Annotated in this window: 11 protein-coding genes; 6 read left to right on the top strand and 5 right to left on the bottom strand. The window is 42.3% G+C overall.

Annotated elements, in window-relative coordinates:
- Nucleotides 1-3: 3 nt before the first annotated feature.
- Nucleotides 4-666 carry a glutathione S-transferase family protein gene (locus ACOQOA_RS06980; protein WP_420547925.1) on the bottom strand — a complete coding sequence of 221 codons (663 nt, stop codon included), beginning with the start codon at nucleotides 664-666 and terminating at the stop codon, nucleotides 4-6.
- Nucleotides 667-795: 129 nt separating this feature from the next.
- Between ACOQOA_RS06980 and ACOQOA_RS06985 the strand changes: the two genes are divergently transcribed.
- Nucleotides 796-1,383, top strand: coding sequence for a TetR/AcrR family transcriptional regulator (locus ACOQOA_RS06985; protein ID WP_420547926.1), 588 nt, complete (start codon nucleotides 796-798; stop codon nucleotides 1,381-1,383).
- Between the two features lie 31 nt (nucleotides 1,384-1,414).
- Here the strand turns inward: ACOQOA_RS06985 and carA are convergent, their stop codons facing one another.
- The gene (carA, locus tag ACOQOA_RS06990) at nucleotides 1,415-2,584 is read right to left on the bottom strand and encodes a glutamine-hydrolyzing carbamoyl-phosphate synthase small subunit (RefSeq protein ID WP_420547927.1); all 1,170 of its coding nucleotides are present in this window, start codon (nucleotides 2,582-2,584) and stop codon (nucleotides 1,415-1,417) included.
- Between the two features lie 347 nt (nucleotides 2,585-2,931).
- Here carA and ACOQOA_RS06995 point away from each other — a divergent pair, with 347 nt between their 5' ends.
- The 4 genes from ACOQOA_RS06995 to ACOQOA_RS07010 all read left to right on the top strand — a co-directional run bounded on the left by ACOQOA_RS06995 (nucleotide 2,932) and on the right by ACOQOA_RS07010 (nucleotide 10,093).
- On the top strand, nucleotides 2,932-3,387 hold the full coding sequence (locus ACOQOA_RS06995; RefSeq protein WP_420550095.1) for a GatB/YqeY domain-containing protein: 456 nt from the start codon (nucleotides 2,932-2,934) through the stop codon (nucleotides 3,385-3,387).
- Nucleotides 3,388-3,483: 96 nt separating this feature from the next.
- Nucleotides 3,484-5,343, top strand: a complete 1,860-nt coding sequence (gene dnaG, locus ACOQOA_RS07000) for a DNA primase (protein ID WP_420547928.1) — start codon at nucleotides 3,484-3,486, stop codon at nucleotides 5,341-5,343.
- 117 nt (nucleotides 5,344-5,460) lie between these two features.
- On the top strand, nucleotides 5,461-7,467 hold the full coding sequence (rpoD, locus tag ACOQOA_RS07005) for an RNA polymerase sigma factor RpoD (RefSeq protein WP_420547929.1): 2,007 nt from the start codon (nucleotides 5,461-5,463) through the stop codon (nucleotides 7,465-7,467).
- A gap of 184 nt (nucleotides 7,468-7,651) precedes the next feature.
- The gene (locus ACOQOA_RS07010; RefSeq protein WP_420547930.1) at nucleotides 7,652-10,093 is read left to right on the top strand and encodes an ATP-binding protein; all 2,442 of its coding nucleotides are present in this window, start codon (nucleotides 7,652-7,654) and stop codon (nucleotides 10,091-10,093) included.
- A 54-nt stretch (nucleotides 10,094-10,147) separates the two neighbouring features.
- Here the strand turns inward: ACOQOA_RS07010 and ACOQOA_RS07015 are convergent, their stop codons facing one another.
- Nucleotides 10,148-10,669, bottom strand: a complete 522-nt coding sequence (locus ACOQOA_RS07015) for a lactoylglutathione lyase family protein (RefSeq protein WP_420547931.1) — start codon at nucleotides 10,667-10,669, stop codon at nucleotides 10,148-10,150.
- Nucleotides 10,670-10,765: 96 nt separating this feature from the next.
- On the opposite strand from ACOQOA_RS07015, the gene ACOQOA_RS07020 reads away from it, so the two are divergent.
- Nucleotides 10,766-11,653, top strand: a complete 888-nt coding sequence (locus tag ACOQOA_RS07020) for a LysR family transcriptional regulator (protein WP_420547932.1) — start codon at nucleotides 10,766-10,768, stop codon at nucleotides 11,651-11,653.
- A gap of 44 nt (nucleotides 11,654-11,697) precedes the next feature.
- Here the strand turns inward: ACOQOA_RS07020 and ACOQOA_RS07025 are convergent, their stop codons facing one another.
- The gene (locus ACOQOA_RS07025) at nucleotides 11,698-13,266 is read right to left on the bottom strand and encodes a BCCT family transporter (RefSeq protein WP_420547933.1); all 1,569 of its coding nucleotides are present in this window, start codon (nucleotides 13,264-13,266) and stop codon (nucleotides 11,698-11,700) included.
- A gap of 288 nt (nucleotides 13,267-13,554) precedes the next feature.
- Complete coding sequence (locus ACOQOA_RS07030; protein ID WP_420547934.1) at nucleotides 13,555-16,323, bottom strand: [protein-PII] uridylyltransferase; 2,769 nt, start codon at nucleotides 16,321-16,323, stop codon at nucleotides 13,555-13,557.
- Nucleotides 16,324-16,394 lie beyond the last annotated feature (71 nt).

Below are 16,394 nucleotides of genomic sequence, written 5' to 3' on the forward strand. Positions count from 1 at the left end.
ATTTTAAGCGGCCTTATTTAACAAAGCTTCCGGGATTGACTTCCGGAAGCTTTCTCTTTTCTTGAAAGCTTCAAGCATATTTCGGAGATTTTCAAAAGGTTCCAATATCTTTGTACCTGTCGGTAAAACCGACAGATAATCAACGATTATTACAATCACGCAATCTGCTAAACCTGGTTCGTCACTGGTCAGATATCGATTACCATGCGTATAGGCATGCTCAAATGGCTTCAATACATCTTGAACTTTACTGATATTTTCTAGTGCAAACTTTCTTGGATCTACATCTTCCGGCAAAGTTTTTCGAAGTAACGGAACAACATATTCCCGGATAATCAGCTCATAAGCATAATGAGATGCCGCACTCATCCATGCACGATGAAGAGCAAATTCTTTTGCGGTTCCTGACATCAAATTTCGTCCGACAAAATTCTCATCCACATATTCCAAAATCGCACAGGTTTCAAAAATCACATGATCTCCATGCAGCAAAACAGGTACTTTTCCAAATGGGTGTAGTTTTAAATGTTTCGCACTTTTCAGATCACTAAATTCTGTCATGCCATTCATGGAAATCTCATAAGGCACACCTTTTTCTTCCAGGGCAATACGAACCGAACGTAAATAACTACTATAGTCAGGGCCAATCAAGGTTACAGCATTCATTTTTCTCTCCATCAAAATTAACTAGGATCACTTGATAGATAGAAATCTGTCATTAATTAATATATGTTCAAGAACATATTATATTTTTCTTTATAGTCGCAGTCTTGAAATCTATTTAGGAGCCCTCCCATGCCTTTATCCGCCACGCATAAAGCAGAAACCCGAAAGAAAATTGTCACTGCGGCAAGAGAGCTTTTTAACCGATATGGGTTTAACTCAATCAGTATCGACGAAATTATGGCACGTGCAGGCCTGACTAGAGGTGGCTTTTATGCCCATTTCAAAAACAAAGCCTCCCTTTACGCAGAGGCGATTTCATCCATTCGCCAAAAGCATGAAGAAACAGGTTTGATGGAAAGATGTATGATTGACCCTGAAGTTACACGTGAGGCAATTGCAGGATTTTATCTCAGCCCTAATCACAGAGATAATCGTGAAGAAGGCTGCCCGCTTCCTGCTCTTGTTTCTGATGTATCACGTGAAAATGACACTGTAAAAGCTGCTTATACAGATGTCTTTCAAAATTTATCCGCTGCCCTCGCAGGGAAATATAACGGCAGTAAAGTAGAATTTGATAAATTAGATGATAAAGCCATCGCCGATGCAGTACTTTGTGTCGGCGGACAAATCATTTCCCGTGCGATCAATGATAAAGAAACATCGGATCGAATTCTAAAAGCTTGTTACACTGAACTATTAGCGCGCAAGGCAAAATAAAAGGCGATCCGAAGATCGCCTTTTAAAATTCTTATTTTGCAGCTTCCATAAGATCTACAAAGCGTTTGAATAAGTAGTGACTATCCTGAGGACCCGGAGATGCTTCCGGATGATATTGCACAGAAAAGACTGGTTTATCTTTCAAACGGATACCCGCCAATGTGCCATCGAATAAGGAATAATGAGTTCCCTCAACGCCATCAGGCAAACTATCTTTATCCACCACAAAGCCATGGTTTTGACTGGTGATTTCCACTTTATCAGTGGTTAAATCTTTGATCGGATGGTTTGCACCACGATGACCTAAGTGCATTTTTTGTGTCTTTGCACCAACAGCTAAAGATAGCATTTGATGGCCGAGACAAATACCAAATACAGGCTTCCCCGAAGCAATCACATCCTTGATCATTGGTACAGCATATTCACCTGTTGCTGCTGGATCGCCGGGACCATTGGATAGGAAAACACCGTCCGGATCATGACTGAGAATTTCTTCTGCTGTCGCCGTTGCCGGAAGAACCTTCACTTCACAACCTTGCGCCACCAAGTTACGTAGAATGTTACGCTTGATGCCAAAATCGATTGCTACAACTTTAAACTTTGGATTTTCTAACTGACCATAACCGGATCCAATTTTCCAAAGGCTTTCTTCCCAATCATACGCTTGCGTGCAGGAAACCTCTTTCGCTAAATCCATGCCTTCAAGGCCCGGCCATTCTTGTGCGGTTGTCAATAATGCTGGTAAATCAAACTGACCATCTGCTTTATGGCAAATCACACCATTTGGGGCACCATTGTCACGGATATAACGTGTCAGGCGTCGTGTATCCACGCCTGCGATACCCGGTAAGTCATGCTTCTTTAACCAGTCATTAAAATGTTGACTATTTCGGAAATTGGAAGGCTCTGTGATGTCCATTCGAAGAATACAGCCAAGGGATGCTGGTGTTACGGTTTCGATATCTTCATCATTGGTGCCGACATTTCCGATATGTGGGAAAGTAAATGTAATGATCTGTCCTGCGTAAGAAGGATCAGTCATAATTTCCTGATAACCTGTCAAAGAAGTGTTAAAGCACACTTCACCTACTTTAGTAGTTTCAGCACCTAAGCCTTTACCCCAGAAAACGGAGCCGTCAGAAAGCACTACCACCGCGGTTGCGCCTGCGGGTGGTGTCATATTTTCCAAATTTTCGGTCATGGAAGTCATCCCTTGCTATAAGCCATGAGCAATAAGCGCCCTGTCATCAACAGGCAGAAATGGGAAGGTGTTTCTTCTTTTTTCCGGTACGCACATTTTGCATCATCCAAATTGGCGCAGTTTTAAGGTAAACAGGGCCTGCGGTCAAGCAAGCAAACACAAATTCCTTCATAAAAAGATCGAATCTTCGCCACGAAAAAAACAAAAATCCAAAACATATATTTATCAACAACTTAACAGCTGTGATCACAGTTGCCACCAAGTTTATTTTGGGTTAATGTCCCCGTTCGCCATTTTCAGGGGATGAGGGCGATTAAAAATTTTTGAAGAAAATTGGGAGTATTCCAATCATGCGTGAACAACTCAATCAAGCGCTTAAAGATAAAATGCGCGAGAAAGACAGCAACGCGGTTTCTACTTTGCGCCTTATTCTGGCTGCATTAAAAGACCGCGATATCGCAGCACGCTCCAAAGGGGAAATGGATGGCATCGGTGATTCCGATATCCTTCAAATGTTACAAACCATGGTGAAACAGCGCCGTGATAGCATTCAAATGTATGAACAAGGCGGTCGCGCAGAATTGGCTGCAAAAGAGCAGGCTGAAATTGATGTGATCGAAACTTTTCTTCCAAAACAAATGAATGAGGAAGAAATGAAAGAAGCTATTTCCACATTGATCGAAGAACTTGGTGCCTCAAGCCTAAAAGATATGGGTAATGTTATGGGCGCTATGCGTGAACGTTTCGCAGGACAAATGGATTTTGGCAAGGCATCTGGTTTGGTAAAAGCATTACTTGCTTAAACTAGAATAGGTGTCTTCTTTCTTGAGGATTTCCTCTATAAAAGTTACAAAAGCTATTCAATCTGTTGAATAGCTTTTTTCTTCATTTGGATCATTATGGCTTTACCACCAAATTTTTTAGACAACATACGGGATCGCATCTCCGTTTCTGACGTAGTAGGACGGAAGGTAAAACTTACCCGTAAAGGTCATGAATTTGTTGGACTTAGCCCATTTAAAAATGAAAAGACGCCGTCTTTTACCGTCAATGACCAAAAAGGATTCTATCACTGTTTCGCCACGGGTGAGCATGGCGATATCTTCACCTTTTTAATGAAGACCGAAGGCCTGCAATTTATGGAGGCCGTTGAACAACTTGCCAGCCAGGCTGGTATAGAAGTCCCCAAAGCCACCCCGGAACAACAAGCAAAAGAAAAGCGTAAAGCAAGCCTTTATGATGCTACGGAAACTGCCTGTCGTTATTATCAACGTATGTTACGTAGCAGCGAAGGACGCGCGGCCCTCGCCTATCTGAAAGAACGTGGCTTATCAGATCAAACCATTGCCCGTTTCCGTTTAGGTTATGCCCCTTCAAATGGGGAAGGCTTACGTAGTGCTGCCATTGGTGATGAAGTTGAAATGGAACAGTTGCTAGGAGCTGGCCTATTCAGGAAATCCACACGTGGTGGTGATCCTTATGCCTTTTTCCGGGATCGTATCATCTTTCCAATCGCAGATCGCCGCAACCGTGTCATTGCCTTTGGTGGTCGTTTTATGGGGGATGCAAAAGCCGCAGGCGTCGGAAAATATATTAACTCTCCCGACACCCCTCTCTTTGATAAGGGGCGTACTCTTTATAATCATGCAGAAGCGCGCCAAGCTTGTCACGATGGACAAACCTTAATTGTGGCTGAAGGCTATATGGATGTGATTGCCCTAGCCCAAGCCGGATTTGAAGCAGGCGTGGCACCATTGGGAACCGCAGTCACCCCAGAACAAATTCAGGAATTATGGAAGATGCATAATCTTCCCCACATGTCGTTGGATGGAGATGAAGCAGGACAAAAAGCCGCTGGACGTGCAGCTGATCGTGCAATGCCAATCCTGCAACCTGGTAAAAGCCTATCATTTGTCTTCATGCCGGAAGGTGAAGATCCGGATAGTCTAATTCTTTCTGGTGGCCCCAAAGCCTTTCAGGAAACCATCGACAACGCCATGCCATTAGATGCATTTTTATGGAATCGGGAATATGCACATGCCCCGACCCAAACACCGGAACAAAAAGCAGATTTAGAACGTCGCGTTTTTGAACTTGCAGATCAGATTCCTGATGAAACGGTTAAAAAGCATTATCGTTCAGCTTTCTCTCAACGAATGTGGGAAGCATTTCGTGGACAAAAACAAAAAAAATCTGCATCAGGCCGTTTCAGAGAAAATCGAGGGGCTAACCATGGCAATGCGCCACATGCACGTAATCCACTAGGACGTCGTTTACGGCAGGAAGCCAATGAACTTAGCCGCCGACAACAACAAATTGTCTTGGCAACCATGACCAACCACCCGACCCTTTTTGATCTTTATGAAGAGACATTAGATCGTTTTCAATTTGACCAAGACCTTGACAAACTTCGCGCGGGGCTCCAAAAGATCAATTCTTTTGTTGAGGTTCTTGACGCTGAAACAGTTAGAGCCCACCTAATAGAAGACGGCATGCAAGCGCTGCTGGATCTTGTCCTGACCGATCAGGTATACAGTTTGGCCCGACAGGCCCGAACTGACGCAGAGGAACAAGACGCGCGCCTCCTGTTAGATCATATGTTAAAGATCAGACAACAGGATGAAATTGTCGGCGAATTAGGACGGCGAAATCGAGCGGGACTTAATGAACCCTCGACAGAAGAAGAAACACGAATTTTTGCTATGAGAAACGATCTGGATCACGGAGAGTATTTGATTGGCGAAGATGGTGAAGATTAAATAGATTTGGGTTTGATGGTAAGAGACTGCAGCTTTTGCCATCTTTTTGTGCTTGCTGTTTTTGGTACGGTCTGCACAAGCCCTTTTTGAAAGCTAGACGTTAAAGGAAGGACCAGAATGTCCACCAAAAAACAAGCTACGGATCAGAAGAAAACCGAGGAAAAAGGCGATTCTCCAGTATTGGAAGACGCTAACAAAGCAGTAAAAAAACTGCTAGCAAAAGGTAAAGAAGAAGGTTTCATCACGATTGATGAGTTAAATGCCGCTTTACCACAAGATAAGGTCAGTACCGACCAAATCGAAGATGTTATGACCCTTTTGTCTGAAATGGGTATTAACGTTGTCGATAGTGAAGAAGCTGAAGCTGAAGCCAAAGAAGAAACAGAGTCTGACGGCGAAGAAAGCGAAGGCAAAGCAGGCAATCTAAGCGACGATGATGTGGGCCGTACAGATGATCCTGTACGTATGTATCTTCGTGAAATGGGTACGGTAGAATTACTATCCCGTGAAGGTGAAATTGCGATTGCAAAACGCATCGAAGCTGGTCGTGAAAAAATGATCGGTGCTTTATGTGAAAGCCCGCTAACCATGCGTGCGATTACACATTGGCATGATGAATTGGTAGAAGGTCATATCCTTCTTCGTGATGTAATTGATCTGGACGCCACAATGGCTGGCGATCCAAACGAAGAAATGGATGAAGACGGCGAAATCGAAGAAGGCGTTGCTGAAGGCGATGATCCAACAACACCAGCTGTGAAAGAAGACAAAGAGTCTGACGACGCAGAAGGCGGTGAAGGAGAAGATGGCGAAGGTAATGCCATGGGTGAAGACCCTGATTCCGTTGATAACGAGAATAATATGTCTCTGGCCGCGATGGAAGAAGTGTTGAAACCGGAAGTGGTTGAAACCTTTGAGAAGATTTCTGCAACTTATTCCAAACTACAACGCGTTCAGGAAAAACGTCTTGCCTCTGAACAAGCTGGTGAAGAAGTATCACGTTCTTCTGATCGTACCTATGACAAACATCGTAAAGAACTAATCGAATTGATGAAATCCGTTCGTTTGAACAACGTACGTATTGAAGAATTGGTTGAACAACTTTACGGCATTGCCAAAGACTTGACCCAGTTTGAAGGTAAACTTTTACGTCTTGCGACACGTTGTAAGATTAAACGTGAAGATTTCCTGAAAACATATTTCGGTCGTGAACTTGACCCAAGCTGGATGGAAGATATTGCTGACAAATCCAATGCTTGGGCAAAATTCGCAGCTAACCACGGTAAAGATGTTGAAAAATATCGTGAGAAAATTGGTGAACTGGTTGCAGAAACCGGTATCCCATTGCCAGAATTCCGCCGCATCAACCAATTGGTTCAGCAAGGTGAGCGCGAAGCAAGCCGCGCGAAAAAAGAAATGGTGGAAGCAAACCTTCGTTTGGTAATTTCCATCGCTAAGAAATATACAAACCGTGGCCTACAATTCCTTGATTTGATTCAGGAAGGTAATATCGGCTTGATGAAGGCGGTTGATAAGTTTGAATATCGCCGTGGTTATAAATTCTCCACCTATGCGACTTGGTGGATTCGTCAGGCGATCACTCGCTCTATTGCAGATCAGGCTCGTACAATTCGTATTCCGGTTCATATGATTGAAACCATCAACAAACTGGTACGCACAAGCCGCCAAATGTTGCATGAAATCGGCCGTGAGCCAACACCGGAAGAATTGGCAGAGAAGCTTCATATGCCACTTGAAAAAGTGCGTAAAGTTCTAAAAATCGCGAAAGAGCCTATCTCTCTTGAAACACCAATCGGTGATGAAGAAGATAGCCATCTTGGTGATTTCATCGAAGATAAGAATGCAATGCTGCCATCTGACAGTGCAATCCATTCCAACCTTCGTGAAACAACCACATTGGTATTGGCGTCTCTTACAGCACGTGAAGAACGTGTTCTTCGTATGCGTTTTGGTATCGGCATGAATACAGACCACACTTTGGAAGAAGTAGGTCAACAATTCTCTGTTACACGTGAACGTATTCGTCAGATTGAAGCGAAAGCATTACGTAAGCTGAAACATCCTAGTCGTTCTCGCAAATTGCGGAGCTTCCTGGACTATTAAGCGGTCAAAAAAATCACGAAAAAAGGCAGCCAGTTGGCTGCCTTTTTTATTATTTAAAATCCCCTCCAGCAAAGATAATTAGAGTAGCCTAATATTATTTACTAGAAAAAATAAATATATATCATTAAGATAGAATTAATGTAGAAATAACACCCCGTATCTTGCTGCATATAAGGGGGACATATTGCTTAATACTCTGATAAGATACAAACTTTTTGAGAAAAAATGGCTACCACCTTTAGTAGCGATTTTGCTAATCACATCTGTTGTGGTCCTATGGTCTATCTTAAACAATCAGAGAATTACGACTTATCAAGAACAACTTAAAAACCATGTCGCCATTGATAAATCCTTAATGAATAGCGATATTTTGACACGTATATCTGTCATAGAACGCATGGTTGATCGATGGGAAAAACGTGGCGGTGTTCCCAAAGAAGAATTCCTTGCAGATGCAGAAAACTTTTTACATGACTATCCCGGTTTTCAGGCATTGGAATGGGCTGATCCGAACTACATCATACGCTGGGTATCCCCGCTAGAGGGGAATGAAGCTGTTGTTAATCTCAATCTTGCCTTCGAAGAACGTCGTCGCCTTACACTTGAAAATGCACGCTTGAAGAAAACCCCAACCATCTCACCTCCAATCAAATTAGTGCAAGGTGGTATGGGCTTTCTAATTTATTTCCCAATGTTTGTGGATGATAAATTTGACGGCTTTATTCTTGCGGTTCTACAATTTGAGGCATGGGTAAATCATGTGTCTCATCTAAACGAACATATGCACTTGGATGAAGATTTGCATCTTGATCATTCTTTTGACATGGTTCACTTGGATATCTTCTTTGATGGAGAGCTTGTTTTTGCATCTACTCAAGAAAAAATGGAAAATTCAGAACCTTGGGAACAAGAAGAAGTCATTAATCTGGATGATCGACGCATCGTTTTAAGAATTGCTCCTACTGAACATTTTTTCCATGTAGCGAGCAATCCACTCCCTGAGATTGCAGCATTTGGCGCCTCTTTACTCTCTATATTCTTATTTTCTTTCGTTATCTTGCTCAATAAAACACAAAAAATTGCAAGAGAAGCAGAAGCTGCAAATATTGCAAAATCATCTTTCCTCTCCACGATGAGCCACGAAATCCGCACGCCTCTTAACGGGATATTAGGGATCACGCAGCTTTTGCGAAAAACCTCGTTAGATGAGGAACAATCCGAACAGGTTGAAATTATTTTACAATCTGGTGAGACATTATTGTCTATTCTAAATGACGTTTTAGATATGAGCCGCATTGAATCAGGGCAATTTGAATTGGAAGATCAAAGTTTTGAACTGGCAAGCTTTATCCAAAATATCGCAGAGCCCTTCAAAAGCCTTGCTGAAGAAAAGAATATCGCTCTGGATATCAGATGTGATTTTGGTAAACCAATCTATATCGTTGGCGATCCAGTGCGTTTACGTCAAATCCTCTGGAACCTTATTAGCAACGCCATCAAATTCACCGATTCCGGATATGTCCGGTTGAGTGTTGATATGGAAGGATTGAACACGACGTCTTCCCCTCCCATGCGACGTATCAAATTCTGTGTTTCGGATTCTGGTAAAGGGATTGCACAGGAACGTCTTAATAGTATTTTCACCCCCTTCACACAGGAAGATAGTTCCATCACCCGTAAATATGGTGGCACTGGACTAGGCCTATCCATCGTAAATAAGTTAGTCAATCTAATGGGTGGAACGATCGATGTGAATAGTAAGGAAGGACTTGGCAGTAGCTTTGATATCTATATTAATTTCAAATTGGCAACCGAAGTATCTATTCCATCAGAAGTATCTTTAACTGCCGCCAATGATGGAGACATCGACTTAAAAGAGGGTACAATCCTGATCGCCGAAGACAACACAATCAATGCCATGATCGTCAAAAGTTTCATCCGCGGCGCCGGCTATAAATCAGAACATTGTGAAAATGGTTTATTGGCCGTCAAATCCGTTCAGCGAAACCCATACGCCTTGGTCTTAATGGATATCCATATGCCAGAAATGAATGGTATTGAGGCAACAAAAGAAATTCGTAAACAATATAGTAAGGATGAGTTACCTATCATTGCCCTCACTGCAGAAGCTTTTCAAGAACGCCATTTGGAATTTCTGAACGCAGGCATGAATGATGTTCTCACCAAACCGGTATCCGAAGCAAAATTAGTGGAATGCATCCACCAGTTTTTGGATAAGACCAATAGCACCTCTCAACCAAGTCCAACTGAAAAAACACCAACCGAACTAAATGATCATAATGATCAAAACTTGCGATTATTGGCAGAACAAATCGGTGAAAAACAGGTTCTTGTTTTATTGCGAGAAGCAGAATCAACGATTGAAGAAAAATCTAACTTACTTGCAACAGCTGTTGAAAATTTTGATGCACATGAGGTTGCTGAAATTGCACATAGCATCAAAGGTATTGCGCTTTCTTTACATGCCGAAACACTGGTTCAAACCTTGGTGAAAATCGAACATTCCTGTGAAGACCAATCTATTTTGCCTAACCTTTTACAAGAATATAACGATCATAAGATTACTACTCTTGAATGGTGGAAAAGTAAGCAAAACGGGTTTTAGACTTCATCCGAAATCTAGTAAATAAATTAGGGCAGCGCATTCGCTGCCTTAACTTTAAGGTAATTTATATGCACCTGCGGCATAATGTAATTCATAGCTATGGCTATAAATCTCTAGGATATTCCCGAATGGATCTTCCATGTAAATCATTCTATATGGCTTTTCGTCTGGGTAATAATAACGAGGCGCCTTCATACGTTTTTTACCACCTGCCGCGACAATTTTTTCCGCTAATTCTTCGACATTCGGATCCTGCACACAAAAATGGAAGATCCCTGTTTTCCAATATTCAAAATTATCTTCCGGATTTTGTTGGTTCTTAAACTCGAATAATTCAACACCGATGCGATCCCCTGTTGAAAGATGAGCAATTCGAAAACACTCCCATCCGGCACCAAAGACATCCGTACACATCTCACCAATGGCTGAATTATCTTCAATGATTTCAGTTGGCTCCATAATCAAATACCAACCTAGAACTTCAGTATAAAATTTAACCGCAGCTTCCAAATCAGGAACTGAAATCCCGATATGTGAAAAACTACGGGGATAAGTTTGTGTTTTTGAGTTTAGCATTTGTCTAATCCTTCTAGAATTTTTCTGAAGTAAACTTGTCAAATTCAGAAGGAAATGTGAAATTATCATTATTAATAATTTTAATAAATTTTTGTTATGATAAATCCTATTTACATTCGTACCTTTATATCTCTTTGCCAAACGCAGCATTTTACAAAAACAGCTGAACTTCTGGGCATGACGCAACCCGGTGTTTCCCAACATTTGATGAAATTGGAAACCGAACTGGACTGCATCTTATTTCAGCGACGTGGTAAAAAGATTGAACTAACAATTGAAGGTCAAAAATTTCTGAAATACGCCCAAAACCAGCTTGTCGCAGAAAACGAGCTTCGTTCAAACTTAATGGAAGATTTCCCCTTTAAAGGTGCATGTAAAATTAGCTGTTCTGGCAGTTTGGTGACATATCTGTATCCAACTCTTTTAAAATTACAAAAACAACATTCTGATCTCCGCTTCATTATGGAAGCAGCCCCTAATCATGTGACAATCGCACAAGTAAAAGGAAATGAATATGACATTGGTTTGGTCACTCATCATCCAGATGACCCAGAGTTAAACACCATATCTGTAGGTAGCGAAGATTTATGTTTAGTTGTCCCAAAGGGCTTTCAATTCAGTTGGGATAATTTAATGGATCTGGGATATATCAATCATCCAAATGGGGCTCATTATGCGAATCAGGTTCTAGAAGAAAACTTTCCGTCAACATTTACAGGTTTTAGCGATATCCCGATTTCGGGATATATAAACCAACTCAATCAAATTCTGATACCTGTAAGTATGGGACTAGGCTTTACAATTCTACCAAGAACAACAATTGAAAAACATGATGCTTCAACCAAAATAGAATTAGCCCCCTTAAAACATGCATTTCAGGAAACCATATATCTGATTAGTAAGAAATATAAAGAACTTCCCGCCCGTTACACGCAGATAAAATCAATAATAGAAGATCAATTAAATAACAAAAAAGCCCTCTGATTTCTCAGAGGGCTATAAAGGTTAAAAGCCGAGGCTTTCAATTTTTACTTTTTGGATCCGTATTTATATTCATGACGCAAGCCCATGAATAAACATACACACATCACAAGCAGGATTACTGTGAATGGCAAACCAACGGTAATTGCCGCAGCTTGCAACGCAGTAAGCGCATCTGCACCACCGCCAAATAGCAATACAGCCGCAACAACACTCACCATCATCACCCAGAATACACGTTGGATAGCTGGGGAATCGACTTTACCACCTGCTGTAATCGCATCGATTACCAAGGAACCAGAGTCAGATGATGTGATAAAGAAGACCAAGACTAAAATCACAGCCAAAGCAGATGTAATATTTGCCATTGGTAGATTTTCCAGCATTTGGAACATCGCCAATTCAACTTTGTCCAAACCGCCTGCAAGTTGGCCCACACCATTTTGAACTTGGTCCAATACAGAGCCACCAAAGATAGACATCCAAACCAATGTTACCAATGTCGGGATCAACAATACTGCGATCACAAATTCACGTACCGTACGGCCTTTGGAAATTCGGGCAATAAACATACCTACGAATGGTGACCAGGAAATCCACCATGCCCAATAGAATACTGTCCAGCCTTGCATCCATGCTTCATCTTCACGGCCCATCCAGTTACTCATAGGCACCACATTCATAATGTAAGCCAATAGAGTGTCACCCAATGTCATAAAGATAATTGCTGTCGGACCTGCGAATAGAACGAAGACGGCCAATAAGCCAGCAAGTCCCATATTCACGTTACTCAAGATCTTCACACCTTTATCAAGGCCACGAAGAACAGAGAATAACGCAATTGCCGTCACGACAACGATAATGGCAATTTGTGAAGTGATATTGTTTTCAATGCCAAATAGGAATTCCAATCCACCTGCGGCTTGGCTTGCACCAAAACCAAGGGATGTTGCCAAACCAAACAAAGTCGCCAATACAGCGATTACATCAACCACATGTCCGAAAATACCCCAGGAATGGTTCCCGATAAGTGGATAGAATGCGGAACGAATTGTTAGTGGCAAGCCTTTGTTAAAGGTAAAGAAGGCCAAAGTCAGACCAACAACTGCATAAATTGCCCATGGGTGTAATCCCCAGTGGAACATGGTTGCAGACATGGCCATGGTTGCTGCTTCCGCCGTATTTGCCTCGACACCCAATGGGGTCTTATACCACCCTGTATAGTAAGCCACAGGTTCTGCCACAGACCAGAACATCAAGCCGATCCCCATACCAGCAGCAAACAACATAGCAAACCAACTAATCTTGCTGAATTCAGGTTTAGCAGACGCACCGCCAAGACGGATTTTGCCAAAAGGCATCACGATTAAAACAAGGCTGAATACCACAAAGATATTGCCCCCAATCATAAACAACCAATCAAACTGACCGATAGACCACCATTTGGCCCCATCAAAAATCCCTTTTGACGCTTCTGGCGCCAAAAGAACACCTACGATAAAGATCAGCGCAAAAACACTGGCAATCCAGAAAACCGGGTGATGAAAGTCCATACCCCACTTTTCGAGATTGTCTTGACCAACTTCATAGTCGGTCTCATACAAATTTTTACTCATTATTTAAACTCCCAAAGAGGCCCGTGCGCGATTTGTGACACACACAGGCACACCGCTTTTAACCATGCAAACTGATATTATTTTTATAATGTGTTTCTTAGCTGAAACATGGAGGGACCCTGCTCCTCCGACAGCTGCATAATCTTTGCTGTGTATAGAGGAACGTCTGAACAAAATTGTTCACGAGCGTCAATTTCTTCCTTAGGAGAGTAGAAAACCCCTCTCAAATTTGGGAGGGGTTTATTTATTTTCTGCCTAAATAGATAAGGCATAAATCTATTTTAAGCACTAACTTGCAAGTTGCTTAGATGCGTCATTTTTTCGGTCAGGCTCTAACACATCCAACAAAGTTTCGCGGATTTGATCCAACTTGCCTTTATGTTCAATCTTCATACCGAAGACATCTTTCACATAAAATACGTCAACGACCTCTTCTCCAAAGGTGGAAATTTTTGATTTTCGGATTTGCAATCCAAGGCGTGTGATTGCCGACGTTAGATCAAACAAAATACCGGCGCGGTCTCGTCCATTTACTTCTATGATCGTGAAGGTTTCAGATCCTTTATTATCAATCAATACCCGTGGTGGCACCGTAAAGATATCCCGGCGATCTTTTAGCGCATTCTTGGCCCGACGACCTAATTCTTCCAACGGACGTAACTCACCAGACAAGACCCTACGAATGGTTTCTTCCAAACGTACAATTTTCCGTGGCTCAGAAAATGCCTGACCATCCAGATCCTGTACCCAGAAGTTATCCAACGCCATACCATGCGTGAAAGTATGAATACGCGCATTAAGAATAGTAGCCCCAGACACAGCCATTGCCCCGGCAAGGCGAGAGAACAAACCCGGGTGATCACCAGCAAAGACAGTTACGATAGTCACTGCATTTTCTTCATCAACACTCACCCGGAAAGTAAGTGGGCTTTCATGATCTTCCGCTTCTTTAACGATCTCTGCCTGCCTTGCCAGCTCATCGGTGGGATAAGATAGATAATAACTATCCACACCATAATTCAGATATTCGTTGCGATATTCTTCTGGCCAATGGTTCAGTTTTTCAGCCAATGCTGCCTTCGCACCTTCAATACGCTTATCACGCCCTTCCGTTTCTAAACCACCAGACAAAATATCTTCGGTGCGATTATAGAGATCACGTAAAAGGGTCGCTTTCCAATTGTTCCAGACATTTGGTCCAACTGCGCGGATATCTACCACTGTTAGACATAGCAGCAAACGTAATCGTTCAAGGGATTGAACTTTTGAGGCAAAATCTTCAATGGTTTTGGGATCGTCCAAATCACGTTTAAATGCAGTATTAGACATTAAGAGATGTTCGCGCACCAACCAGATAACAGTTTGGGTTTGTTCTTCATTCAACCCTAAACGTGGACAAACCTCTTCTGCAACCTCCGCACCCAGAACAGAATGATCTCCCCCGCGTCCCTTCGCAATATCATGCAGCAATACAGCCACATATAATGCATCCTTACTAATCACCTTATCAAAGATCTTTGAGGCGACAGGATGATCATCAATCAGCTCTCCCTGCTCAATCATATTCATAATGCCAATTGCGCGTATGGTATGCTCATCCGTCGTGTAAACATGATACATATCATATTGCATCTGTGCGACCACACGTCCGAAATCAGGTAAGAAACGCCCTAAAACCCCACATTCATTCATCATACGTAAAGTAACTTCGGGGTTTTCTTTCGCCGTCAGAATTTCAAGGAAGATACGATTGGCTTCTGGATCATTTTGTAAATCTTTATTAATAACATTTAAGCGTCTTGTAATACTGCGAATTGTACGGGGATGAATATCGTAATCCGTTTGCTGAAACACCCGAAAGATACGTAACATATCGATGGGACTCTCTTCCAACACTTTGCCAGATGCCACTGCCAGTCGGCCCGTATCGATTTTAAAACCCTCTACTTCCTTCTTAAACATATTCAGTGGCACGCCTAAAACCCGACGTTTTTGGGCACTAGCTTCAAAAGCCGACAGGAAGATACGCGTTAGATCCCCTACCTCTTTCGCCACCAGAAAGTAATGTTTCATAAAGCGCTCTACACCACTCGCCCCTGCGTGGTTTTTATACCCCATACGAAGCGCCAGTTCCGGCTGCACATCAAAGGTAAGTCGGTCTTCAGATCGCTTGGTTAGATAATGAAGATGACAGCGCAACGTCCAAAGATATTGTTGCGCCTTTTTAAATCGGTCGACTTCTTTCTGTGTCAGTTTCTTCTGTAAAACCAATTCAGAGATATCTTTAACTTTATAAAGGCTTTTTGTAATCCAATAGAGCGCATGCAGATCGCGTAAGCCACCTTTACCTTCTTTAATATTCGGCTCTAACACATAACGGGTGTCACCCATCTTTTTATGACGTTCGTCTCTTTCTTCTAATTTTGCCGCCATGAATTTCTTTTCGTTGCCATTCATGACTTGCTTGTTAAAGGCACGCGCCATTTTGGTGTAAAGTTTCTTTTCACCCCAAATATAACGACTTTCCAACATGGAAGTACAAATGGTCCAGTCCGCTTTGGCTTGTTTTACACACTCATCAATAGAACGGGTTGATTGCCCAACTTTAAGCCCCATATCCCAGAGCATATAAAGCATCTCTTCAACGATCTGCTCAACACGCGGGGAGATTTTGTAATCATGCAAAAAAAGCAAATCCACATCAGATTGCGGGGACATTTCGCCCCGACCATACCCACCAACAGCCACGACACAAACTGTCTCTGACATTGTTGGACTGGAGGCAGGATATAAATATTTAGTGGTCACATCATATAGAACCCGAATGACCTGATCCATAACGAAGGCATTGCCCATCACAGCCTTGGCACCATCTTGATCCTCAATAAAGCGGCGTTCAACCTCTGCATGGCCCTTTTTCAAAGCCTCTTTATAAAGACCAAGCCATTGTTGACGTCTTTTTTGTGTGGATAAATCTTTATCATCCCAAAGTGCTTCCAGCGCTAGCTGCAGTTCCTGACGATTGATAATCTTGCGACGATTTTTCAGGCTTTCCATAGGTCCAAACTTTCAGGCGAAAAGATAATTTGCCTGAATTTTAGACGATCCAAAAGAATGCACAAGTATTA

Source organism: Curvivirga sp., from assembly GCF_965219885.1.
GTDB lineage: Bacteria > Pseudomonadota > Alphaproteobacteria > UBA8366 > Aestuariispiraceae > Curvivirga.